21 protein-coding genes are annotated in these 19,938 nt (G+C 58.1%); 16 read left to right on the top strand and 5 right to left on the bottom strand.

What is annotated here, in order from left to right:
• The first annotated feature begins 8 nt into the window (after nucleotides 1-8).
• Entirely contained in the window at nucleotides 9-1,955 is a 1,947-nt protein-coding gene (locus KQ940_RS00365; protein ID WP_217410690.1) for a bifunctional diguanylate cyclase/phosphodiesterase, read from the top strand.
• 11 nt (nucleotides 1,956-1,966) lie between these two features.
• Here KQ940_RS00365 and trxC read toward each other — a convergent pair whose 3' ends face one another.
• The 3 genes from trxC to tusA form a co-directional block, all read right to left on the bottom strand.
• On the bottom strand, nucleotides 1,967-2,401 hold the full coding sequence (trxC, locus tag KQ940_RS00360) for a thioredoxin TrxC (protein WP_217410689.1): 435 nt from the start codon (nucleotides 2,399-2,401) through the stop codon (nucleotides 1,967-1,969).
• Between the two features lie 87 nt (nucleotides 2,402-2,488).
• On the bottom strand, nucleotides 2,489-3,091 hold the full coding sequence (locus KQ940_RS00355; RefSeq protein ID WP_217410687.1) for a ProQ/FINO family protein: 603 nt from the start codon (nucleotides 3,089-3,091) through the stop codon (nucleotides 2,489-2,491).
• A 2-nt stretch (nucleotides 3,092-3,093) separates the two neighbouring features.
• Nucleotides 3,094-3,336 carry a sulfurtransferase TusA gene (tusA, locus tag KQ940_RS00350; protein ID WP_217410686.1) on the bottom strand — a complete coding sequence of 81 codons (243 nt, stop codon included), beginning with the start codon at nucleotides 3,334-3,336 and terminating at the stop codon, nucleotides 3,094-3,096.
• A gap of 137 nt (nucleotides 3,337-3,473) precedes the next feature.
• Here tusA and KQ940_RS00345 point away from each other — a divergent pair, with 137 nt between their 5' ends.
• A complete protein-coding gene (locus KQ940_RS00345; RefSeq protein WP_217410685.1) occupies nucleotides 3,474-3,755 on the top strand; it encodes an antibiotic biosynthesis monooxygenase family protein in 282 nt (93 codons plus the stop codon).
• A gap of 9 nt (nucleotides 3,756-3,764) precedes the next feature.
• Here KQ940_RS00345 and rlmM read toward each other — a convergent pair whose 3' ends face one another.
• Nucleotides 3,765-4,838, bottom strand: coding sequence for a 23S rRNA (cytidine(2498)-2'-O)-methyltransferase RlmM (gene rlmM, locus KQ940_RS00340; protein ID WP_217410684.1), 1,074 nt, complete (start codon nucleotides 4,836-4,838; stop codon nucleotides 3,765-3,767).
• 438 nt (nucleotides 4,839-5,276) lie between these two features.
• On the opposite strand from rlmM, the gene ccoN reads away from it, so the two are divergent.
• The 14 genes from ccoN to queE all read left to right on the top strand — a co-directional run bounded on the left by ccoN (nucleotide 5,277) and on the right by queE (nucleotide 18,850).
• Nucleotides 5,277-6,707: a cytochrome-c oxidase, cbb3-type subunit I gene (gene ccoN, locus KQ940_RS00335; protein WP_217410683.1), complete on the top strand. Its 1,431-nt coding sequence runs from the start codon at nucleotides 5,277-5,279 to the stop codon at nucleotides 6,705-6,707.
• Nucleotides 6,708-6,729: 22 nt separating this feature from the next.
• Nucleotides 6,730-7,350: a cytochrome-c oxidase, cbb3-type subunit II gene (gene ccoO / locus KQ940_RS00330; RefSeq protein WP_217410682.1), complete on the top strand. Its 621-nt coding sequence runs from the start codon at nucleotides 6,730-6,732 to the stop codon at nucleotides 7,348-7,350.
• A gap of 7 nt (nucleotides 7,351-7,357) precedes the next feature.
• A complete protein-coding gene (locus KQ940_RS00325) occupies nucleotides 7,358-7,552 on the top strand; it encodes a cbb3-type cytochrome oxidase subunit 3 (RefSeq protein ID WP_217410681.1) in 195 nt (64 codons plus the stop codon).
• Entirely contained in the window at nucleotides 7,549-8,442 is an 894-nt protein-coding gene (ccoP, locus tag KQ940_RS00320; protein WP_217410680.1) for a cytochrome-c oxidase, cbb3-type subunit III, read from the top strand. Before KQ940_RS00325 ends, ccoP begins: the two co-directional genes overlap by 4 nt.
• Nucleotides 8,443-8,707: 265 nt before the next feature.
• A complete protein-coding gene (ccoG, locus tag KQ940_RS00315; RefSeq protein ID WP_217410678.1) occupies nucleotides 8,708-10,129 on the top strand; it encodes a cytochrome c oxidase accessory protein CcoG in 1,422 nt (473 codons plus the stop codon).
• A gap of 76 nt (nucleotides 10,130-10,205) precedes the next feature.
• Nucleotides 10,206-10,712 carry a FixH family protein gene (locus KQ940_RS00310; protein ID WP_217410676.1) on the top strand — a complete coding sequence of 169 codons (507 nt, stop codon included), beginning with the start codon at nucleotides 10,206-10,208 and terminating at the stop codon, nucleotides 10,710-10,712.
• Nucleotides 10,713-10,725: 13 nt separating this feature from the next.
• Complete coding sequence (locus tag KQ940_RS00305; protein WP_217410675.1) at nucleotides 10,726-13,176, top strand: heavy metal translocating P-type ATPase; 2,451 nt, start codon at nucleotides 10,726-10,728, stop codon at nucleotides 13,174-13,176.
• Nucleotides 13,177-13,201: 25 nt separating this feature from the next.
• On the top strand, nucleotides 13,202-13,417 hold the full coding sequence (gene ccoS, locus KQ940_RS00300; RefSeq protein ID WP_217410674.1) for a cbb3-type cytochrome oxidase assembly protein CcoS: 216 nt from the start codon (nucleotides 13,202-13,204) through the stop codon (nucleotides 13,415-13,417).
• Nucleotides 13,410-14,078 carry a sulfite exporter TauE/SafE family protein gene (locus KQ940_RS00295; RefSeq protein WP_217410673.1) on the top strand — a complete coding sequence of 223 codons (669 nt, stop codon included), beginning with the start codon at nucleotides 13,410-13,412 and terminating at the stop codon, nucleotides 14,076-14,078. Before ccoS ends, KQ940_RS00295 begins: the two co-directional genes overlap by 8 nt.
• 75 nt (nucleotides 14,079-14,153) lie before the next feature.
• Nucleotides 14,154-15,545, top strand: coding sequence for an oxygen-independent coproporphyrinogen III oxidase (gene hemN / locus KQ940_RS00290; protein ID WP_217410672.1), 1,392 nt, complete (start codon nucleotides 14,154-14,156; stop codon nucleotides 15,543-15,545).
• 83 nt (nucleotides 15,546-15,628) lie between these two features.
• A complete protein-coding gene (gene fnr / locus KQ940_RS00285; protein WP_217410671.1) occupies nucleotides 15,629-16,405 on the top strand; it encodes a fumarate/nitrate reduction transcriptional regulator Fnr in 777 nt (258 codons plus the stop codon).
• Nucleotides 16,406-16,643: 238 nt separating this feature from the next.
• Nucleotides 16,644-17,186 (top strand): adenine phosphoribosyltransferase, encoded by a 543-nt coding sequence (locus KQ940_RS00280; protein WP_217410669.1) that lies wholly within the window; start codon nucleotides 16,644-16,646, stop codon nucleotides 17,184-17,186.
• A 107-nt stretch (nucleotides 17,187-17,293) separates the two neighbouring features.
• The gene (locus tag KQ940_RS00275) at nucleotides 17,294-18,211 is read left to right on the top strand and encodes a recombination-associated protein RdgC (protein WP_217410668.1); all 918 of its coding nucleotides are present in this window, start codon (nucleotides 17,294-17,296) and stop codon (nucleotides 18,209-18,211) included.
• Between the two features lie 6 nt (nucleotides 18,212-18,217).
• Nucleotides 18,218-18,850: a 7-carboxy-7-deazaguanine synthase gene (gene queE, locus KQ940_RS00270; protein ID WP_217410667.1), complete on the top strand. Its 633-nt coding sequence runs from the start codon at nucleotides 18,218-18,220 to the stop codon at nucleotides 18,848-18,850.
• Here the strand turns inward: queE and KQ940_RS00265 are convergent.
• Entirely contained in the window at nucleotides 18,847-19,728 is an 882-nt protein-coding gene (locus tag KQ940_RS00265; RefSeq protein WP_217410666.1) for a bile acid:sodium symporter family protein, read from the bottom strand. The two genes, queE and KQ940_RS00265, sit on opposite strands and share 4 nt — an antisense overlap.
• Nucleotides 19,729-19,938: the final 210 nt, after the last annotated feature.

Below are 19,938 nucleotides of genomic sequence, written 5' to 3'. Positions count from 1 at the left end.
AGGAATCTATGTCACTGGTTAACCAATTGATCGCCGCGGTACTGGCCGTTTTGATCGGTCTCGCTTCCGGTACGCTCTTCATCATGTCGGACAGCGGCAAGGCGATGCTGCTCAGCCAGCTTAAAAGCCATGCCCAGGACAGCGCCACCCACCTTGGCCTCTACATAGCACCCTTTATGGCCGATAAGGACAGGGCGGCCATCGAAACCGCGGTAAACGCCATCTTCGACAGCGGCTTCTACCAGCGCATCGAGGTTACCAGCGCCGAAGGCGAGCCACTTTTCAGCAAAGAAACCCCATCCGACATCTCCGAACAGGTCCCAAACTGGTTCATCAATCTGGTACATATCGAGCCTCCGTCTATGGAGCGAGAGATAACCCACAACTGGCGACATGTGGGGGTCATCCATGTACAGAGCAGGGCCGGTTACGCCTATGAGCGCTTCTGGGAGGCAGCGCAGCGCGCGCTCGGCCTTTTTGTGGCGCTGGCCCTGCTTGCCGCGATTGCGATCAGCTTGCTGCTGCACTATCTGCTACGTCCGCTGCGACTGGTGGAACACCAGGCTCAGTCACTGGCGCAGAAATCCTATGTCGAGCAACCGGTACTGCCCAAAACCCGTGAGCTGCGCAGCGTAGTGCAAGCGATGAACGCGATGGTTAAACAGGTCAAGCAGATGTTCGACGAGCAGAGCCGCAACATCGATGAGCTGCGCTCCATCGCCTATCGCGACCCGTTGACCGGGCTTGCCAATCAACGCTTTGCGCTGGCCCAACTCCAGGAGCGAATCGACTATGATCGCAATTTTGGCCCAGCCACTCTGGTAATCCTGCGCATCAGGGAGCTGTCCGAGCTGAACCGCTGCTGTGGCGAAGATAATACCAACCACCTGTTAAAGTCCGTCGCCAGCGAACTCGAAGCCCTGAGTCAGCAGTTCAACCGCAGCGTAGTCGGGCGCACCGCCGGTGCCGAGTTCATGCTCCTGCTTGAGCACCACCCGCTGGTTCGATTGAAGCCTGCGCTGGAGCAACTGCTGATCCGGCTCACCACCCATGTCGTCGCCCTGTACCAGGCAGAACAACCGCCGTCGCCCGCGTTCACCATCGGCATCAGCCACAGCACCGAACAGGGCACCTCAGCCCAACTCCTGTCGCATGCCCGCCTGGCGCTCCAGCGCGCCGAGGATCAGGGCAGCGAAATCATCGAATATACCGGGACATATGGTGTCGACAGCAGTTCGAAAACCTGGCAGCAACATGTGGCATCGGCGATCGGTAATAGCCAGGTATTCCTGCAGTATCAGAGCCTGATCGGCGGCGACTCTCAGCCGCTGCACGGCGAGGTACTGGTCCGCATACTGGACGAGGACAATGAGCCCTGTCCTGCAATTCGCTTTATCGGAGTGGTCAGAGAGCTGGGGCTGCTCGATGCCATGGATCGGGCGGTAATCGGCCGCGCCCTTGCCTATCTTCAGCGCGAGCCACAGGGGATCGCAATCAGTATCAACCTTGGCCAGGACAGTCTGCTGGCGGAGGATTTTCCGACCTGGCTAGGCCGCCAACTCATGCAGCTCCCTCACCCGGAACGGATCAGTTTCGAAATCAACGAAACGGTTATCCTCAACAATATCGAACGCACCCAGGCGCTACGCAGCCAGCTTAAAGCCCTGGGAACAGGCTTCGGCGTCGACAACTTCGGCATCCACCCCCAAGGCTTCAGTTACCTATATACCCTGCAGCCGGACTATCTGAAGATCGATGGTTCTTTGATTCGCGATATCGATAAAAACGATGAGGACCGCTTCTTCGTACGCAGCCTGATTGGCGTAGCCCATAACATTCACATACGGGCTTACGCGGAACATGTGGAGCGCGAAAGCCAGCTGGAACAGCTACTCAATATCGGCATCGACGGTACTCAGGGTTACCTGCACGGCAAACCCAAGACGTTGAGCTAGGAGCGTCAATATCAGAGCTGCGATCTGACCCAACGCTCCAACGAGCCCAGATCCATCGCCCCAGAGTGACGCGCCATCTCACGACCGCCGGCAAACAGTATCAGTGTGGGAATGCTGCGAATTTGATAACGCTGAGCTAAAGCCGGAGCCGCCTCGGTATCCACTTTAACGAGGCGGAAATCGGGTTCCAGCGCAGCAGCGGCGCGCTCGAACACCGGCGCCATCATCCTGCACGGCCCGCACCACTGCGCCCAAAAATCGACCACCAGCGGGAGTTCGGTATTGGCCAGCACGCGCTCGAAACCAGCCTGATCGAGCACCAATGGCACGCCCTGAAACAGGAGCTGGCCACATCGGCCGCACTTTGGTGTGGCACCCAGGCGATCACGCGCGACCCTGTTGGTTACGAGACAGGATGGACAACTGAGTGTAACGACTGAAGTCATAAAGGCCCCCATCAGGATAGACAATACACATCTAGGGTGTAGCTCAGATTACCTAGATGGGGGTAGGAAACGCCAACTCAAGCCCGCTCAGCGGGTACGGTTATTGAGTTGCAGCAGCAGATCGAGCTTCTTGTTGATGCGCTGCTCCTTGGCCTTGACCGCCTGTTTGCGCTGCTCTGCACGTCCCTCTTTGCGCTCGGTCTTTTCGCGTTCACGGCGCTGATCCTTGATCGCTTTCAGCTTTTCCTGCGCATGTACCGCTTCCTCTTCGCTGACCTGCCCGGAGGCGGCCCCGTCAAGCCCGATACGGTCAGCACCGACCTGTAGGCTACGCAAGTATTGTGGGCTGCGCACATAGCTGGCCAGCGCGCGCTTGACTCTATTGCGCGCCAACTTCTCATCAGCGATCAGATCCTCCTGAATCCCCACCTTAAGCGGGCGCACATTATCTCGACTGAACACGTCGGGATAGGTCTCACACAATTGTGCAAGCGCAGCCTGGTTAGCGGCACGGTTCTTAGCCCGGTTACGGTTTTTCGCTTCCGGCGTTTTTTCGGTCTGATTCACTACGATACTCTCATTTGTCGATTTACCGGCCTGGGGGCGATCTACCTCCAGGGTTGCAAGACGATTTTCACACTCTTCAAGCAGCACCTGCGTCTGCTCGCGTAACTTTCTGATATCCGTCAACCTCAGGATGCCCCTTTACGGATGTAATATACGAACACGCTCCCTTCCGCCTCCTGCCCCAGCAGCTCATGACCGAGGAAGTGGCAGAACTTGGGAATATCGCGCTGAGTCGACGGATCGGTCGCCCTGATACACAGAACCTCGCCCTCGACCAGCTCACGTATCCGATTGTGCAACATCATCACCGGCTCAGGGCAGAAAAGGCCACATGCATCGAGAGTCTGGTCTGCTTCAATATCTACCATGAACTGATCCCATGAAATGAAGGCCGCTATTGTCGCAAATAACCCGATGTAGAGAAACCGCCTGACGCTTCGGTTTGCAGCCCTGCCACCCTGAATTATGCTGTATGAAGTAGTGATCATGATGGAGGGAATAACGGATGATCAGGGTAATGATAGAACGCCACATCGCCGAGGACCTGGAGGTATACTACGACCGCCTGTCTCGCGAGCTGCTGCAGAAAGCGATGCACGCCCACGGTTTTATCTCCGGAGAGGTGCTGCGAAATGTCGATGATCCCAATCATCGCCTGGTCATGGCCACGTTTCGCACGATCAGTGACTGGCAGCGCTGGCACGGCAGCGACGAACGCAAGGAGATGATGGAAGCACTGGAACCGCTGTTCAAGACAGAGGAGCGCGTTACCATCTTCGAGCACTAGCCCTCGACATCAGCTTTCAAGGGACAACCAGCAAGTTACCTCTTCACGATCGTGATAGAGCTGTTTCGCCTGCAAACGGTAGCGCAAGCCTGCGTCTCGCAACGCCTCTTCTATACGATCCAGACAGGCACGGGTTTCGGCATAGCGCTGCTTCATCGGCAGCTTCAGATTAAAGATCATGTCTTGAGCCCAGCCTTGCAGCGCCCATTCGATCACCATCGCGGTAGTGCGCGCCGGCTTTTCAACCACATCGCAGACCATCCAGTCCACCGGTTTCGACGGCCGATATACAAAGGCGTCCTCCCGGAGATGCTCTACCTGCCCAGTCTCCATCAAATCGGCATTCATCGGTCCATTGTCGACCGAGGTAACGAACATCCCGCGCTGAACCAGCTGCCAGGTCCAACCGCCCGGCGCCGCGCCCAGGTCTACCGCCCTCATCCCCGGCGCCAACCGCTGCTCCCACTGCCCCTTGGGTATAAACCAGTGCCAGGCCTCCTCCAGCTTCAGTGTCGACCGACTTGGCGCCGAAGCCGGGAACTTCAGACGTATGATGCCACCCGGTTCGGGAGCACTGTTGCGTACCGGCGCCACGCCCAACCACATATCCCGCCCACTGAGCACGAACAGGTGCAGGCGCCAGTCCGCCCTCTGCCCGCGTTTACCCAACAGACCGCTCTGGCGCAGCTTAGGCGCCACCGCAGCAGCAAACTTGCGTCCAAAACCCTGCAGCTCACGCCCGTCGGTGGTATCGGCGGTTTCAATCACCAATTCGGTGCATTTAGGAAGCCCGGCGGCACTTTGCGCTACCGGTGCCACACGATCACGGGGATCGAGCCCCTCAAGCATCGCACCACACGCAAACCACTGCCGGGTAAAAATCAGACGGCGAAAGCGCACAGTTTCGATCAGTTGCAGCGCCGTCGCCGGAGCCTGCACATGGAACACGACATACCCGGCATTGCGCTCAAGTGTGGGATAACCATAAAAACCCGAGGCAACGGCGAACTCGGAGATCTCGGCAGCACACTCACCCTCGAAACCGGCACGACAGAGAAGCAGAAGGGAACTTGGCTGTGACATAGGACAGGTCTCGAATATGGGCGTGACTGGATTTTGAACGGCGCACTATAGCAGCCAGCCAATAATGCTCAACACCTATGACCCTGAAACCTAATACCAAAGACCTAGAGCCGCCAAAATTGCCGGATTGATCCATATCAAGCAAAACATTCTTTGTTTTCATACCGAGGCATGATTATTAGTCGTATTTCTTTCAATCACCTCATCACACGCCGGAGATGGCCGAAAAATAAATGCCGATTAAGCCTTTACATTCAATACGTTAATAAGAAACAAATCAATTTAATCGGATATTTTAGATTTAAAATTGCACACTGTTCCCGGTGCGACAAAGCGCCACACCGCAGTGCAACATCGCGTTGAAATAGATGGGGTATTACCAGATAATTGCCGGCGGAACTCTTCTTACTATTCCTAGCTTGTTGATGAGAGCCTGACATGAGCACTGCAACTGAACACCCGACTTACAATTATAAAGTCGTGCGCCAGTTCGCCATCATGGCGGTAGTCTGGGGTATTGTCGGTATGGGCGTTGGCGTCCTTATCGCGGCCCAGCTGGTCTGGCCAGCACTTAACTTCGACCTTCCCTGGTTGAGCTACGGACGTATCCGTCCGTTACACACCAACGCGGTTATCTTCGCGTTCGGTGGTTGTGCCCTGTTCGCGACATCGTACTACGTCGTGCAGCGCACCAGTCAGACCCGTCTGTTCTCCGACGCCCTGGCTTCGTTCACCTTCTGGGGTTGGCAGGCCGTGATCCTGGCGGCGGCAATCACTCTGCCCCTGGGTATCACCTCCGCCAAGGAGTACGCCGAGCTGGAGTGGCCGATCGACCTGCTGATCACTGCTGTGTGGGTGGCGTACGCCGTCGTGTTCCTCGGCACCGTGAAGCTGCGCAAGACCTCCCACATCTATGTGGGCAACTGGTTCTACATGGCGTTCATCATCACTGTTGCCGTGCTCCATATCGTCAACAGCATGGCGATCCCGGTCAGCTTCCTGAAGTCCTACTCTCTGTACCCCGGCACCGTCGACGCCATGGTGCAGTGGTGGTACGGCCATAACGCTGTAGGCTTCTTCCTGACCGCGGGCTTCCTGGGCATGATGTACTACTTCGTACCGAAGCAGGCCGAGCGCCCGATCTACTCCTACCGCCTCTCTATCGTTCACTTCTGGGCGCTGATCGCGACCTACATGTGGGCCGGCGGTCACCATCTGCACTACTCCGCTCTGCCGGACTGGACTCAGTCTGTCGGCATGGTCATGTCCCTGATTCTGCTGGCTCCTTCCTGGGGTGGTATGATCAACGGCATGATGACCCTGTCCGGCGCCTGGCATAAGCTGCGTACCGATCCGATCCTGCGCTTCCTGGTGGTGTCCCTGTCCTTCTACGGCATGTCCACCTTCGAAGGCCCGATGATGTCGATCAAGACCGTCAACGCACTGTCCCACAACACCGACTGGACCGTGGGTCACGTACATGCCGGCGCTCTGGGCTGGGTTGCCATGATCTCCATCGGTGCGATCTACCACATGATCCCGCGCCTGTTCGGCAAGGCTCAGATGTACTCCACTGCGCTGATCAACACCCACTTCTGGCTCGCCACCATCGGTACCGTGCTGTACATCTGCTCTATGTGGGTCAACGGTATCCTGCAGGGCCTGATGTGGCGCGCGGTCAACCAGGACGGCACCCTGACCTACAGCTTCGTGGAAGCTCTCGAAGCCAGCCACCCGGGTTACTTCGTCCGCTGGTTGGGCGGTGCGTTCTTCCTGACCGGTATGCTGCTGATGGCATACAACGTCTGGCAGACAGTCCGTGCCGGCAGCTCTGTTAAAGCAGCTGAGCCGTCAGCCCAGACTGCTTGATTGAGACGAGGAGCAGATAGCAATGATCAAACACGAAACGATTGAAAAGAACATCGGCCTCATGATCCTGCTGATCATCATCGTGATCAGCGGCGGTGGCCTGGCCGAAATCGTTCCCCTGTTCTTCCAGAGCTCTACGACTCAGCCGATCGAAGGTCTGCGCACGTACACCGCTCTGGAACTCGAGGGCCGCGACATCTACATCAAGGAAGGTTGCCACGTCTGCCACACTCAGATGATCCGCCCCTTCCGCGCTGAAACCGAACGTTACGGACACTACTCCACTGCCGACGAGCACGTGTGGGAGCATCCGTTCCTCTGGGGTTCCAAGCGCACCGGCCCGGATCTGGCCCGCGTTGGCGGTCGCTACTCCGATGACTGGCACAAAGCGCACCTGAATAACCCGCGCGATGTGGTACCGGAATCCAAGATGCCCTCCTACCCCTGGCTGTTCAAGAACAAGCTGACCGGTCAGGATACCGAGGCCAAGATGGAAGCACTGCGCAAGCTGGGTGTCCCGTACACCGACGAAGATGTGGCCACTGCTCGCGAAGCGGTAGCCGGCAAGACCGAGATCGATGCTCTTGTCGCTTACCTGCAGTCGCTCGGCAAGCTGCATAGCGTCTACACCAACAAGCGGTAACTATTCAGTGAGTTACGAAGTTTATGGCCCCTACCTGCCGGTCATCATGCTGATCACGTTCGTCGCCCTGTTTATCTGGGTGGCGAACCCGAAAAACAGCAAAAAGTATGACGAGGCCGCTCAGGCTCCCTTCGCTGATGAGGAGCAGGATAAGCCCAATACGCAGGATAGCGACGCCAATAACGGGAGAAACGACAAATGAGTGCTTTCTGGAGCGCATGGGTATCAGTCATTACCCTGGCCGTAATTATTGGCTGCACTTGGTTGCTGTTTGCAACCCGGAAAAGCCAGCCACATCAAGAGCAAACCGAAGAGACCGTAGGACACGAGTTCGACGGTATCGAAGAGTATGACAACCCGCTGCCGAAATGGTGGTTCCAGATGTTCTTGGGCACCGTTATCTTCGGCTTGGGTTACCTGGCCCTCTACCCCGGTCTGGGCAACTTCCAGGGCTTGCTTGGCTGGAGTTCACACGGCCAGTGGGAAGAGGAGATGGCACACGCCGAAGAGCAGTACCGTCCGATGTTCGAGCAGTTCGCTGCCCTGTCGATCGAACAGTTGCAGAACGAAGAAACTGGCCTGAAAATGGGCCAGCGCATGTTCGCCAACAACTGCTCGCTCTGCCACGGCTCAGCCGGTACCGGCGCCTACGGGTTCCCCAACCTGACCGACAATGACTGGCTCTACGGTGGCGACCCCGCCACCCTTAAGGCCACCATTGCCAACGGCCGAAATGGCGGCATGCCGGCCTGGGGCCAGGTACTGGGTGAAGATGGTGTACGCGACGTAACCAGCTACGTGCTGTCCCTGAGCGGTGCTGGCGAAAACCTGGACGGTGATGCGGTCGCTCGCGGTCAGAGTCAGTTCCAGGCACTCTGCGCAGCCTGCCACGGAGCCGAAGGCAAGGGCACCCAGGCACTGGGCGCACCGAACCTGACCGACAACACCTGGCTCTACGGCGGCAGCTTCGAGCAGGTTGCCCACAGCATCCGCAACGGTCGTGCCGGCGTTATGCCTGCGCACAAGGAACTCCTCTCTGACGAGAAGATCCACCTGATCGCTGCTTACGTGTACAGCCTGTCACAGAAGTAATCTCGATCTCGCAACGTAAAAAGGCGGCAAGAGGTAATCTTGCCGCCTTTTTTGTTGCCCCCTGTCATGTGCAACCCCTGCTGCAACGCGATATCATCACCCTGATGCTTGAATCCGATCAGTCGCGACTGAATCCTGTCGTAATTGATGGCGGTCGGGGATACTCACCCGCTGGCAATCCCCCCTGCGAGCACTGTAATATTCGCAACACCTAATAGACCTATGGTTATCAGGTCTATTGTTCATTCACCTGCGGTGGTAAGGCATGAATCAGATTCCAGTAAAAGATTTAACCCCCAAAAAAGGTGCTGGCGACAAGGAAAGTTTCGACCTCTACGCCAAGCGTGAGCATATCTACGTCAAATATTACAAGGGGCTGTTCAAGAACCTGCGCATCATATCCGGTGCCATGATGCTGATTATGTTCTACGGCATCTCTTGGCTGCAGTGGGATGGTCGCCAAGCCGTGCTGTTCGACCTGCCCAACCGACAGTTCCATGTTTTCGGACTCACCTTCTGGCCCCAGGACTTCATGCTGCTCTCCTGGCTGCTGATCATTCTCGCCTTCACGCTATTCTTCGTCACCGTTTTTGCCGGCCGCCTCTGGTGCGGCTACGCCTGCCCACAGTTCGTCTGGACCTGGCTGTTCATCTGGGCCGAGCGCGTGACTGAAGGCGATCGCAACAAGCGGATGAAGCTGGACAAAGGCCCGATGAGCGGCGACAAAGCGCTGCGCAAGGGCGCCAAGCATCTGCTCTGGCTGGTGATCGCTGCGGCCAGCGCCATCGCCTTTGTCGGCTATTTCTCGCCAATCCGCGAACTGGTTCCGAGCGTTCTGAGCTTCGATCTCGGTCCGTGGGAAACCTGGTGGCTGGCATTCTTCACAGTCGCCACCTACGGCAATGCGGGCTGGCTTCGCGAGCAGGTGTGCATCTACATGTGCCCCTACGCCCGTTTCCAGAGCGTCATGTTCGATCAGGATACGCTGGTCATCTCCTATGACGAGAAGCGCGGTGAGCAGCGCGGCAGTCGCAAAAAGGGGGCAGACTACAAGGCAGAAGGGCTGGGCGACTGCATCGACTGCGGCAACTGCGTGCACGTCTGTCCCGTCGGGATCGATATCCGCGACGGGCTTCAGTATGAATGCGTCGCGTGCGGCGCCTGCGTCGACGCTTGCGACGACATCATGGATCGCATGAACTACCCTCACGGTTTGATTCGCTATACCACCGAACACTCGCTAAGCGGTAAGAAAACCCACCTGTTCCGCCCACGCCTGATCGGCTACTTCATAGCCCTTATCGCGATGTTCGTGGCGTTCGCCTATACGCTGTACAGCCGTATCCCGTTAGAGGTCGACATCATCCGCGACCGCGGCCAGCTGTACACGACGACCGCAAACGGCATGATCGAGAACGTATACACCCTCAAGCTGGCGAACAAGGAACAGGTGGGGCACCAGTACCGGATTACGCTTTCCGGTCCGGAAGGGCTGACCCTTGAGAGCGAGAGTGTAGTCAGCATTGCGGCGGGAGAGCTGCTTGATTATCCGGTCCGAGTACATATGGATCCGGCGGAGATCGAACTGCCGAACTACGACATCAGTTTCACCGTCGAAGCGCTGGAGAACCCCTCTATCCGCATTACCGAGGACAACCGCTTTATCGGGCCCACTCCGGCACGATAGTACTGTCCAAGTCCAGAACGAATTAGTTTAGAATGGCGGCCGGGTCAGTCCCGGCCGCTTTATTTCGAGGTATCCCATGAGCGAACAAAGCCAATCCCCCTGGTACAAGCAGACTTGGCTCTGGTTTGTACTCGCGCCGATCATCGCAGTGATGATCTACGCCCCGGTCTTCATATATCTCGCGGTCACTACCAGTGATGGGGTGGTCAAGGAGGACTACTACAAGGTGGCGCGTGGCTTTAACATCGACCACACCCGTGAAGAGATGGCCGCTCAACTCGGTATACATGGTCGACTGATGATCGACTCGGTAACCGGCGACATCCGTCTACAGCTCCAAGGCTCGGGTACATTGCCGCAACAGCTGCAGTTGAGTCTGATCCACCCCTCACACCAGAAATATGATCAGATTCTGCATTTGCGCTCCGTCGATGGCCAAGGGCTCTATGGCAGCAACCTTCAGTCTGAGCTTGTCGGCAAGCGCTATGTCATCCTCGAACCAATAAACAAGGAGTGGCAACTGCGCGCCGAGATCGATCCTCCATACGAACAGAACAGCTTCGATCTTGGCAACGCCTCCTGAGAGCCTTGGCTGAATGAACTCCCGTGTCGAAACAGACTCGCAAGCACTGTGTTATCACTGTGGCCTGGTGGTGCCGGCCGGTAGCCATTTCGTCACCCGGATAGATGGCAAGGAGCGCCAGATGTGCTGCCCCGGCTGTCTGGCGGTGGCGCAGACGATTGTCGATGGCGGCCTCGATAACTTCTACCGGCACCGGGATAACCAGAATGCGAAAAACGAGCGCGTGCGGAACGACAACGCCGGCCAACGCGCGCTTGAGCTAAGCCTGTTCGATGACCCCGAGGTTCAGCAAAGCTTCGTACATGCCACGGGCGACTCCACCCGTGAGGCACTATTGGTGGTGGAGGGGATCACCTGCGCCGCCTGTGTCTGGCTGCTTGAGCATCACCTGAAGAAGCAGCCCGGCGTCACCGACGCCAGCGTCAACCTTACCACCCACCGCGCCAGACTGAACTGGGACGAGAATGTCACCAAGCTCAGCGCCCTGCTCGCCGAAATCGACCGCATCGGTTATCAGGCCCACCCCTACCAGCCCAACAGCGAAGAGAAGCTGCTGGCACAGGAGCGCAAGCGCGCCATCCGACGCTTGGGCGTTGCCGGTGTTGGCACCATGCAGGTGATGATGCTCGCCGCGGCACTCTATGCCGGTGATATCAGCGCCTCCATGGAGGGGCGTATCGTGGATTTTATCCGCTGGGCCTCTTTCGTTCTGGCAACCCCGGTGGCGCTGTATTCCGCCCGCCCCTTCTATGATGCGGCATTGCGTGATCTGCGAACCCGGCAACTGAGCATGGATGTTCCGGTTTCGCTGGCGATCGTCGCCGCCTACTGTGCCAGCGCTTGGGCAACGATCACAGGCAGCGGCGAAGTCTATTTCGACTCCGTCACCATGTTCACCTTTTTCCTGCTCGTCGGTCGCTTCATGGAGATGCAGGCACGCCATCGCACCGGACGCGCTGGCAATGCCCTACTCAACCTGCTGCCCAACAGCGCAATCAGGCTGGTCGGTAACAACGAACAGCTGGTGTCTGCCACGCAGCTGCGCCAGGGTGACCTCGTTCTGGTCAAACCAGGACACACCATCCCGGCGGATGGCATAGTGCGCAAAGGCCAGACGTCGGTCGACGAATCGGCCCTGACCGGAGAGTACCTCCCGCTCTCCAGAGGGATCGGCGATGCCGTGGTCGGCGGCACCCAGAACATCGAGCACCCGATCGAGATCGAGGTGACAGAAACCGGGGGCGAGTCACGGCTTTCCACCATCGTGCGCATGCTGGATCGCGCCCAGGCCGAGAAGCCCGCAGTGGCACGCATTGCTGACAGGGTTTCGCGCTATTTCGTTGCCGCCACGCTGCTTACGGCGACAGTGGTGGCCTCCAGCTGGTGGTTTATCGACCCCGCCAATGCGTTTTGGATCACCCTGTCGGTACTGGTGGTCACCTGCCCCTGCGCGCTTTCGCTGGCGACGCCGACCGCTTTGACGACAGCAACCGGCACACTGCGTACACGGGGTGTATTGATCAGCCGCGGCCACGTCCTCGAAAGTTTCGCGACCGCGACCCACATCGTATTCGACAAGACCGGCACGCTTACCGAAGGCAACCTGCAGATCCACGAGATCAAGCCCCTGTCAGAGGCGCCAGAACAGACGTTGCTCAATATCGCCGCTGCCTTGGAGGCGGAGTCCGAGCACCCGATCGCCCGCGCCTTCATACCTTTTACCCTAAACAGAGCCCAGGAGGTTAAGAACCACCTCGGCCAGGGCCTGGAAGGGGTGTACAACGGCATGCGCTACCGTATCGGCCAGCCAGAGTTCGCCGCCGGGCTTATCCCTGATTCCATGCCGGCACTGCCGAGCGAAGACGGCCTCTGGCTACTGTTGTGCAGTGAGCAATCGGCACTGTGCTGGTTCCGCCTGGATGACCAGATTCGCCCGGAAGCCGGCTCCGCCATCGATACGCTTCGCCAACTGGGCTTGAATAGCGTAATGCTCACTGGCGATAGTTCCGCCTCGGCGGAGCGGGTTGCCAGCGCTCTGCATATCGATAAGCTATACAAGGGCGTATCGCCGGAACAGAAACTGCAGATACTGAACCGACTTGCCAGTGAAGGTGCCGAAGTGATCATGGTAGGCGATGGTATCAATGACATTCCTGCCCTGGCCGGTGCGCGTGTCTCGGTCGCCATGGCTGGCGCCACCGATCTGGCCAAAACCAATGCCGATGCCGTAATGATCGCCAATGACCTGACACGCCTGGTTGAGGCGGTTCGTCTGGCGCGCATGACACGGTCGATCATACGCCAGAATTTAACATGGGCCGTGCTGTACAACCTGCTTGCACTGCCACTCGCCGCGACCGGTTTCATCGCGCCCTACATGGCCGCGATCGGCATGTCCGCCAGCTCCCTGGTTGTCGTCGGTAACGCATTGCGCCTGAGTCGCAGGCCAAAAGCGAAAAGTTGACGCAGAGAACTTAGGAAAGCCCGTTATGAGCATCGTCTATCTATTGATCCCCATCGCGATCATCCTTGCCAGCATCGCCATTTGGGCGTTTTTCTGGAGCGTAAACACGGGTCAGTACGACGATCTGGAGTCGCCGGCACACAGCATCCTCTACGACGACGACGAGGACCTGATACCCGAGGACGCCAAAATCGACAAGAAAGAACAGCACAACAGCGATAACGACTCAACCGATGCCTGACTCTCTCGCGTTCTCCACTGCGCTGATACTGGGGTTGCTCGGCGCGACACACTGTGTCGGCATGTGCGGAGGCATCGCGGCCAGCGTCAGCATGAACCAGACGAAGGCCAGCCGCGGGTTTTGGCTGATCCTCACCTATAACATCGGGCGGATCTCAAGCTACGCGATCGCAGGTGCGCTGATCGGCCTGATCGGCCACCAGCTCAGCAGTGCTGGCGCCACCATCGTATTACGCACACTGGCCGGACTGCTGCTGATCGCCATGGGATGCTATGTAGCGCAGTGGTGGCAACTGCTTACGCACCTGGAGCGGGCGGGCGGTTTTTTATGGCGCTACCTGCGCCCCCTTGCGGCGCGATTCCTTCCCGCCGACACGCTTCCCCGCGCACTTGCCCTCGGCGCGCTCTGGGGCTGGCTCCCTTGCGGTCTGGTCTACAGCACCCTGCTCTGGAGCTCAGCTGCTGGGCACTGGTTCGATAGCGCCCTGCTGATGGTCGGCTTCGGCATCGGCACCCTTCCCGCCATGCTGACCACCGGTTTACTCGCACAGCAGATGCGCCTGTTGATGCAAAGACAGGGTATCAGGCGCGGTGCCGGCATTATGATTATACTCTTCGGTATCTACACCCTGCCGTTAGGCGCGTTGGCAGGCAGCCTTTGATATCGATCAAGCGCCCTGTCGGGAGGGCTGGTATACTGTCGCTCCGCGCAAGAATTGAACGAGGACATAGCAGAAGTGAGCAGCCCCAACCGCATTCAGTGGGACATCGACCTGATCCGCCGTTACGATCTATCCGGCCCACGCTATACCTCCTACCCCACCGCGCTGCAGTTCGACCCGGAACTATCCGCCGATGCCTTGATCGAAAAAGCGCGCCAGAGTGCCGACAAACAGAGCCCGCTGTCACTCTATGTGCATATTCCGTTTTGCGAGCATGTCTGCTACTACTGCGCCTGCAACAAGGTGATCACCCGTCGCCGGGACAAGGCTCAGCCCTATCTTGATACCCTGTATCGGGAGATGGAGAAGCTGTCACAGCTCTACAGCGACAACCGACAGGTTAACCAGCTGCATTGGGGCGGTGGCACCCCCACGTTTATCTCCGATGAGCAGATGCGAGAGCTGATGAGCGCACTGAGGCGCAACTTCAACCTGCGCGATGATGATCAGGGCGATTACTCCATCGAGGTCGATCCCCGTGAGGCGCAGGACCAATCGCTTGCGGTGCTGCGCGAGATCGGTTTTAACCGCGTAAGCCTGGGCGTGCAGGATATTGATCCCAAGGTGCAGGAAGCGGTCAACCGGATCCAGCCCGTCGAACAAACTCGAAGAGTGCTGGATACGTCACGCAAGCTGGGGTTCAAATCGATCAACATGGACCTGATCTATGGCCTGCCGCACCAGACACTTGAGGGCTTCAACGCCACGCTGGATACGATTATCGAGATGTCACCGGATCGGCTTTCGGTATTCAACTACGCTCACCTGCCGGATCGTTTCCGCCCTCAGCGCCATATCAGGGCTGAGGACCTGCCCTCCCCCGAAACCAAACTGGCGATCCTGCAGAGCACCATCGAGCGTCTGTTGGACGCCGGCTATGTGTACATCGGCATGGATCACTTCGCCAAACCGGACGACGAACTGGCCCTGGCCCAAGCCAACGGGCAACTGCATCGCAACTTCCAGGGCTACACCACGCACTCCGACTGCGACCTGGTGGCGATGGGCGTCTCCGCGATCAGCCAGATCGGCGATGTGTATTATCAGAACGAGCATGAGATCAGTGCCTACACCCAGGCGGTCGAGGATCATCAACACGCTATTCGCCGCGGCGTCACACTGACCCGGGATGACCATATTCGACGTAGCGTCATCACTTCGCTGATCTGCCATTTCGAACTCGAGCAAAAGCGGATCGAACAACAGTATGGCATCGACTTTAGTCAATATTTCCAGGCTGAACTCGAAGATCTGAAGCAATTTACCGCAGATGGACTGGTGGAGCTCGGCACAGGAACCATACGTGTCACCCCCGCGGGACGCCTGCTTATCAGGCGTATCTGCATGGCCTTCGACGCCTACATACCGCGCGAACAGGCCACGGCCCGCTACTCACGCATCATTTAGGGGCGCACTTCAACGCCACCGGCAAATGTTACATAATGCAACGCGTAGCCTGATTTAACCCAACGCAAAAAAGGGACAATCCCATGGGTGACCATAAATGTGAGGGCAAGCTGCGAAGCTTACAGCAGGTGCATTGCAACACCTGCAGCCTAAGTTCGCTCTGCCTGCCGGTATCACTGAACATGACGGAGATGGAGCGGCTCGATGACATCATCGAGAAGAGTCGCCCGCTGAAAAAAGGCGAGCACCTGTTTCATCAGGGCGAAGCTTTTTCATCGGTTTACGCGGTGCGTGCCGGCACGATCAAGAGCTACACACTGACCAATGAAGGTGAAGAGCAGATCACCGGGTTCTATTTTCCCGGGGAGCTGGTCGGCATGAGCGGCGTCGACGGGGTTACCTATCCGGTATCCGCCAAGGTGCTGGAAACCACTACCGTGTGCGAAATCCCGTTCGAGCGACTGGATGACCTTGCCGGCCAGATGCCGGAGCTTCGGCGGCAGATGCTGCGCACCATGGGCAAGGAGTTGCGTGACGATCAGCAGATGATGATGCTGCTGTCGAAGAAGAACGCGGAACAGCGCGTCGCCACCTTCCTGATCAAGCTATCGTCCCGCTTCCGGGCTCGCGGTTACTCCGCCAGCCAGTTCCGCCTGTCGATGTCCCGCAACGAGATCGGCAACTATCTGGGACTTGCCGTGGAAACGGTCAGCCGTATTTTCACTCGTTTTCAGGCGATGTCACTGATCCGGGTTGACGGCAAGGAGATCGAGCTGGTCAGCCTGCCGGAACTGTATGACCTGGCGGGTGAGTGCAACCCGTTCGAGAATGCCGAAGGCAGCAGCTCGCAGCAGGTTTAACCGACCCGAACCGAAGACAATAAAAAAGGCGCTTAACCGGAAAGGATAGGCGCCAGTACAGTTGCACAATGAAGTAGCCATCTCAATGTGTAACCCAACGCTTGCTATTAGACATCTATCGCGCCCATGACACATTGAGTTAGATCAACTCAACGAGCATGCCGCCGCAAAATTCAGTAGCAATACACAGGATTCAATTCCAAACCTATAAGACATAGAGCCGAGGAGCCTACCCCCGATGTCCTATGACGAGTTTTACGTCAAATCAATCATCCGCTCTCTGCCGGACTGGCCGGAGCCCGGCGTGATCTTCCGGGACGTGACGCCGATCTTCAAGGACCCTCGCGCCGTGCGCATGGTGGCCGATGCGTTTATCCAACGCTATCTGGATATCGATATCTCCCACATCGCCTGCATCGATGCTCGCGGCTTCCTGTTCGGCTCGATTCTGGCACACCAGCTCAATCTGCCACTGGTGCTGGTGCGCAAGAAGGGCAAACTGCCCGGCGACACCATTCATCAGGAGTATGAGCTCGAATACGGCACGGCTGCCGTCGAGATGCAAACCGATTCCGTCGGCCCCGGTGATCGGGTACTGATCTTCGACGACCTGATTGCCACCGGTGGCACCATCCTCGCCGCCTGTACCTTGATCAAGAAACTCGGCGCCGAGGTGATCGAGGCGGCCGCACTGATCGATCTGCCGGACCTTCAGGGGTCGTCACGCATCCAGGAAACCGGGGTACCGGTCCACACCCTGATCGCCTACGAAGGCGTATAACGACAAACGGATAGCGGGCCGGAAAACTTGCATCCCGGCCCCTCGCCCACAATAATGCGCGCCTCTACTCTCTTACCCTGTCATCAGGGTACCGATCAGGAGGCTCGATGCTCTGGTTTAAAAATGCTGTCTGGTACCGTTTCTCGCCCGATGCCGAGTTCAATGCGCAGAGACTCGAACAGGCGCTGGAGAGCAAGCCGTTCACCCCATGCAACCGACATGAGCAGAAGCGCTCAGGCTGGACCTCTCCCACCTATGGCTTAACCGAGACGCCGGTATTCGTCAGCAACGGTTACCTGCTGATCTGTCTGCAGCAGGAGGAGCGCATACTGCCAAGCAGCGTTATACGTGACGCGCTCAACGAAAAGGTGGAAAAGATCGAGCAGGAGGAGGATCGCAAGGTCTACAGGACAGAGCGCGCCCAACTGAAAGACGAGGTCACATTCGAGCTGCTGCCCCGCGCCTTTACCCGGCGCCGCCCTACACACGCGCTGATCTCACCGGAGCAGGGCTGGATACTGGTGGATGCCTCATCGCTGAACCGCGCCGAGCAGCTGCTGTCCGAACTCAGGGATGCACTTGGTTCGCTACGTGTTCGTCTGCCGGAAGTGAACCATGCCCCCAGCGACCGCCTGTCAGGCTGGGTCATGGGCGAGCCTGCCCTACCCCAGGGGTTTGAGCTGGAGCAGGAATGCGAGCTCAAGGATACCCTGGGCGACGAAAGCGGTGTTATTCGGGTCAAGGGTCAGGTACTGACCAGTGACGAGATTCGGGCGCACATCGAAGGCGGCATGAGAGTAAGCCGTCTGGCCCTGTGTTGGGAGCAGCAGATACGCCTGGTGCTGCACGATGACCTGACCCTGCACCGCCTTAAACGAACCGACGAATATCGGGATCAGTTGGAGGAGCAGGCTCCAGAGGAGGAGCTGGCGGCCCTTGATGCCGATGTGACGCAACTGGGGTTGGAGTTTACCCGGCTGATCCCGCAGATTCTCGCCGCCTTCGATGGCGAGCAGGAGCCCTGAGACGCCATGTACACCGTCTATGAGATCTTCTATACCCTGCAAGGGGAAGGCGCTCAATGCGGCCGTGCAGCGGTATTCTGCCGCTTCAGCGGCTGCAACCTCTGGTCTGGGCGCGAGCAGGATCGAACCGGTGCCATCTGCGACTTTTGCGATACCGAGTTCGTTGGTACCGGTGGCCGACACGGCGCGAAATATCGAGATGCCGAGCAACTGGCCGATCAGATCGCCGCACTCTGGCCACAAACCCATAGCGGCATCCCCTACGTGGTCTGCACCGGCGGCGAGCCTGCCCTGCAGGTCGACGCAGCGTTGGTCGACGCCCTGCACGCGCGAGGCTTCGAGATAGCCATAGAAACCAACGGTACGCGCCCTCTGCCAGCGGGAATCGACTGGATATGTGTCAGCCCCAAGGCAGCAACGGATCTGGTCATTACTCGGGGCAACGAACTTAAACTGGTCTATCCACAGCCACTGGCGCTACCGACGCGCTTTGAGGCGCTGGCGTTCGATCACTTTTTCCTGCAACCGATGGACGGCCCTCTGCAGAGCAGTAATACGCAACGCTGCATCGAGTACTGCATGGCGCATCAACAGTGGCGACTGAGCCTGCAGACCCACAAAATAGTCGGCATCGACTAATCTGCCTGCACTACTCCGGGGCGAACGGGAAGATTACTGAAGATCATCAGCAAGGCGGCCGGAACCTGCATCAGGACGCCGTATATCAGCACGATAGCGGACATTTCGACGCTGCCCAGCAGCGAGCTGCTGACCATTAATGCCGTGCCGGCGTTCTGAATGCCAACTTCGATCGCCAGCGTGCGCTGCCCCGCCGGCCCCAGTCCTCCCATACGCGCCAACAGCGCACCCAGCGCCATGGCGATCACCGCAAGAACCATCACGGCGGGGGCATAAAGCGCCAGTAGGGCCGGCAACCTCTCCCAGTTCGCGCGCACGATACCAACCACGATCAGGACGAACCCCAGCACCGCCAACACCTTGACCACAGGCTGCAAACGCTGACACACCAGAGGAAAACGCGTACGCAGCGCCAGCCCCAGCAACACCGGCAGCAGGGTGACAGTCGCCAACTTTACAATGGATGGCAGCAAGGGAAATCCGTTGAGCTGAGTGCCCGGATCCAGTTTCGCCAGCACCAGGGCGGTCAACAGGGGCAGAGTAAAGGGGGCGACCAGACTGCTCAACGCGGTAAGGCTTACCGATAACGCCATATCCCCGCGTGATATCAGGGTGATCATGTTTGAGGTTACGCCACCTGGCGCGAAAGTGACGATCATCAGGCCCGCCGCCACCAGAGGCGGTAATGCGAACAACCCGCAAACCAAAACACCCAGCAGCGGCAACAGCGCCAGCTGTCCGATAGCGCCGAGTAACAGCCCGCGAGGGGCAGTGAACACTCGCTTGAAATCAGCCCCCTGCAGGGTTATGCCGATACCAAGCATCATCATGAAAAGCGCCGCCGGTAACACCAGCTGACTGAGAGAGGAGGCTTCCATTCGCTGCGATGTCCGTTCTAGTTATCCGGACGAGTCTACAGCCAGTTTCACTCCTCTACTAGTCCGAGACTTGGTCCTCACCTCTCCCGTGTCTCTGAAAACTGTTCACAAAAGATACACATCAGCAATCACGGGGGCTTACAGCCACTACCCACATCTCTTGTGGATAAGACTGTGCAAACTGCCACAAAACACCTCCCAAGCTCCCAT

It is taken from the genome of Marinobacterium ramblicola (genome assembly GCF_019084545.1).
In the GTDB taxonomy this organism is placed as follows: Bacteria; Pseudomonadota; Gammaproteobacteria; order Pseudomonadales; family Balneatricaceae; genus Marinobacterium_D; species Marinobacterium_D ramblicola.
The sequence above is the reverse complement of the archived record's forward strand: the minus strand, read 5'-3'. Positions and strand labels throughout refer to the sequence as shown.

Bases quoted from the DNA above. Each gene is read 5' to 3' on its own strand.
- trxC (WP_217410689.1), bottom strand. From the start codon at position 2,401: ATGACTTCAGTCGTTACACTCAGTTGTCCATCCTGTCTCGTAACCAAC.
- ccoO (WP_217410682.1), top strand. From the start codon at position 6,730: ATGATCAAACACGAAACGATTGAAAAGAACATCGGCCTCATGATCCTG.
- KQ940_RS00310 (WP_217410676.1), top strand. From the start codon at position 10,206: ATGAGCGAACAAAGCCAATCCCCCTGGTACAAGCAGACTTGGCTCTGG.
- queE (WP_217410667.1), top strand. From the start codon at position 18,218: ATGTACACCGTCTATGAGATCTTCTATACCCTGCAAGGGGAAGGCGCT.
- KQ940_RS00305 (WP_217410675.1), top strand. From the start codon at position 10,726: ATGAACTCCCGTGTCGAAACAGACTCGCAAGCACTGTGTTATCACTGT.
- ccoG (WP_217410678.1), top strand. From the start codon at position 8,708: ATGAATCAGATTCCAGTAAAAGATTTAACCCCCAAAAAAGGTGCTGGC.
- ccoN (WP_217410683.1), top strand. From the start codon at position 5,277: ATGAGCACTGCAACTGAACACCCGACTTACAATTATAAAGTCGTGCGC.
- KQ940_RS00275 (WP_217410668.1), top strand. From the start codon at position 17,294: ATGCTCTGGTTTAAAAATGCTGTCTGGTACCGTTTCTCGCCCGATGCC.
- KQ940_RS00280 (WP_217410669.1), top strand. From the start codon at position 16,644: ATGTCCTATGACGAGTTTTACGTCAAATCAATCATCCGCTCTCTGCCG.
- ccoS (WP_217410674.1), top strand. From the start codon at position 13,202: ATGAGCATCGTCTATCTATTGATCCCCATCGCGATCATCCTTGCCAGC.
- KQ940_RS00345 (WP_217410685.1), top strand. From the start codon at position 3,474: ATGATCAGGGTAATGATAGAACGCCACATCGCCGAGGACCTGGAGGTA.
- ccoP (WP_217410680.1), top strand. From the start codon at position 7,549: ATGAGTGCTTTCTGGAGCGCATGGGTATCAGTCATTACCCTGGCCGTA.
- fnr (WP_217410671.1), top strand. From the start codon at position 15,629: ATGGGTGACCATAAATGTGAGGGCAAGCTGCGAAGCTTACAGCAGGTG.
- KQ940_RS00295 (WP_217410673.1), top strand. From the start codon at position 13,410: ATGCCTGACTCTCTCGCGTTCTCCACTGCGCTGATACTGGGGTTGCTC.
- tusA (WP_217410686.1), bottom strand. From the start codon at position 3,336: ATGGTAGATATTGAAGCAGACCAGACTCTCGATGCATGTGGCCTTTTC.
- KQ940_RS00365 (WP_217410690.1), top strand. From the start codon at position 9: ATGTCACTGGTTAACCAATTGATCGCCGCGGTACTGGCCGTTTTGATC.
- rlmM (WP_217410684.1), bottom strand. From the start codon at position 4,838: ATGTCACAGCCAAGTTCCCTTCTGCTTCTCTGTCGTGCCGGTTTCGAG.
- KQ940_RS00265 (WP_217410666.1), bottom strand. From the start codon at position 19,728: ATGGAAGCCTCCTCTCTCAGTCAGCTGGTGTTACCGGCGGCGCTTTTC.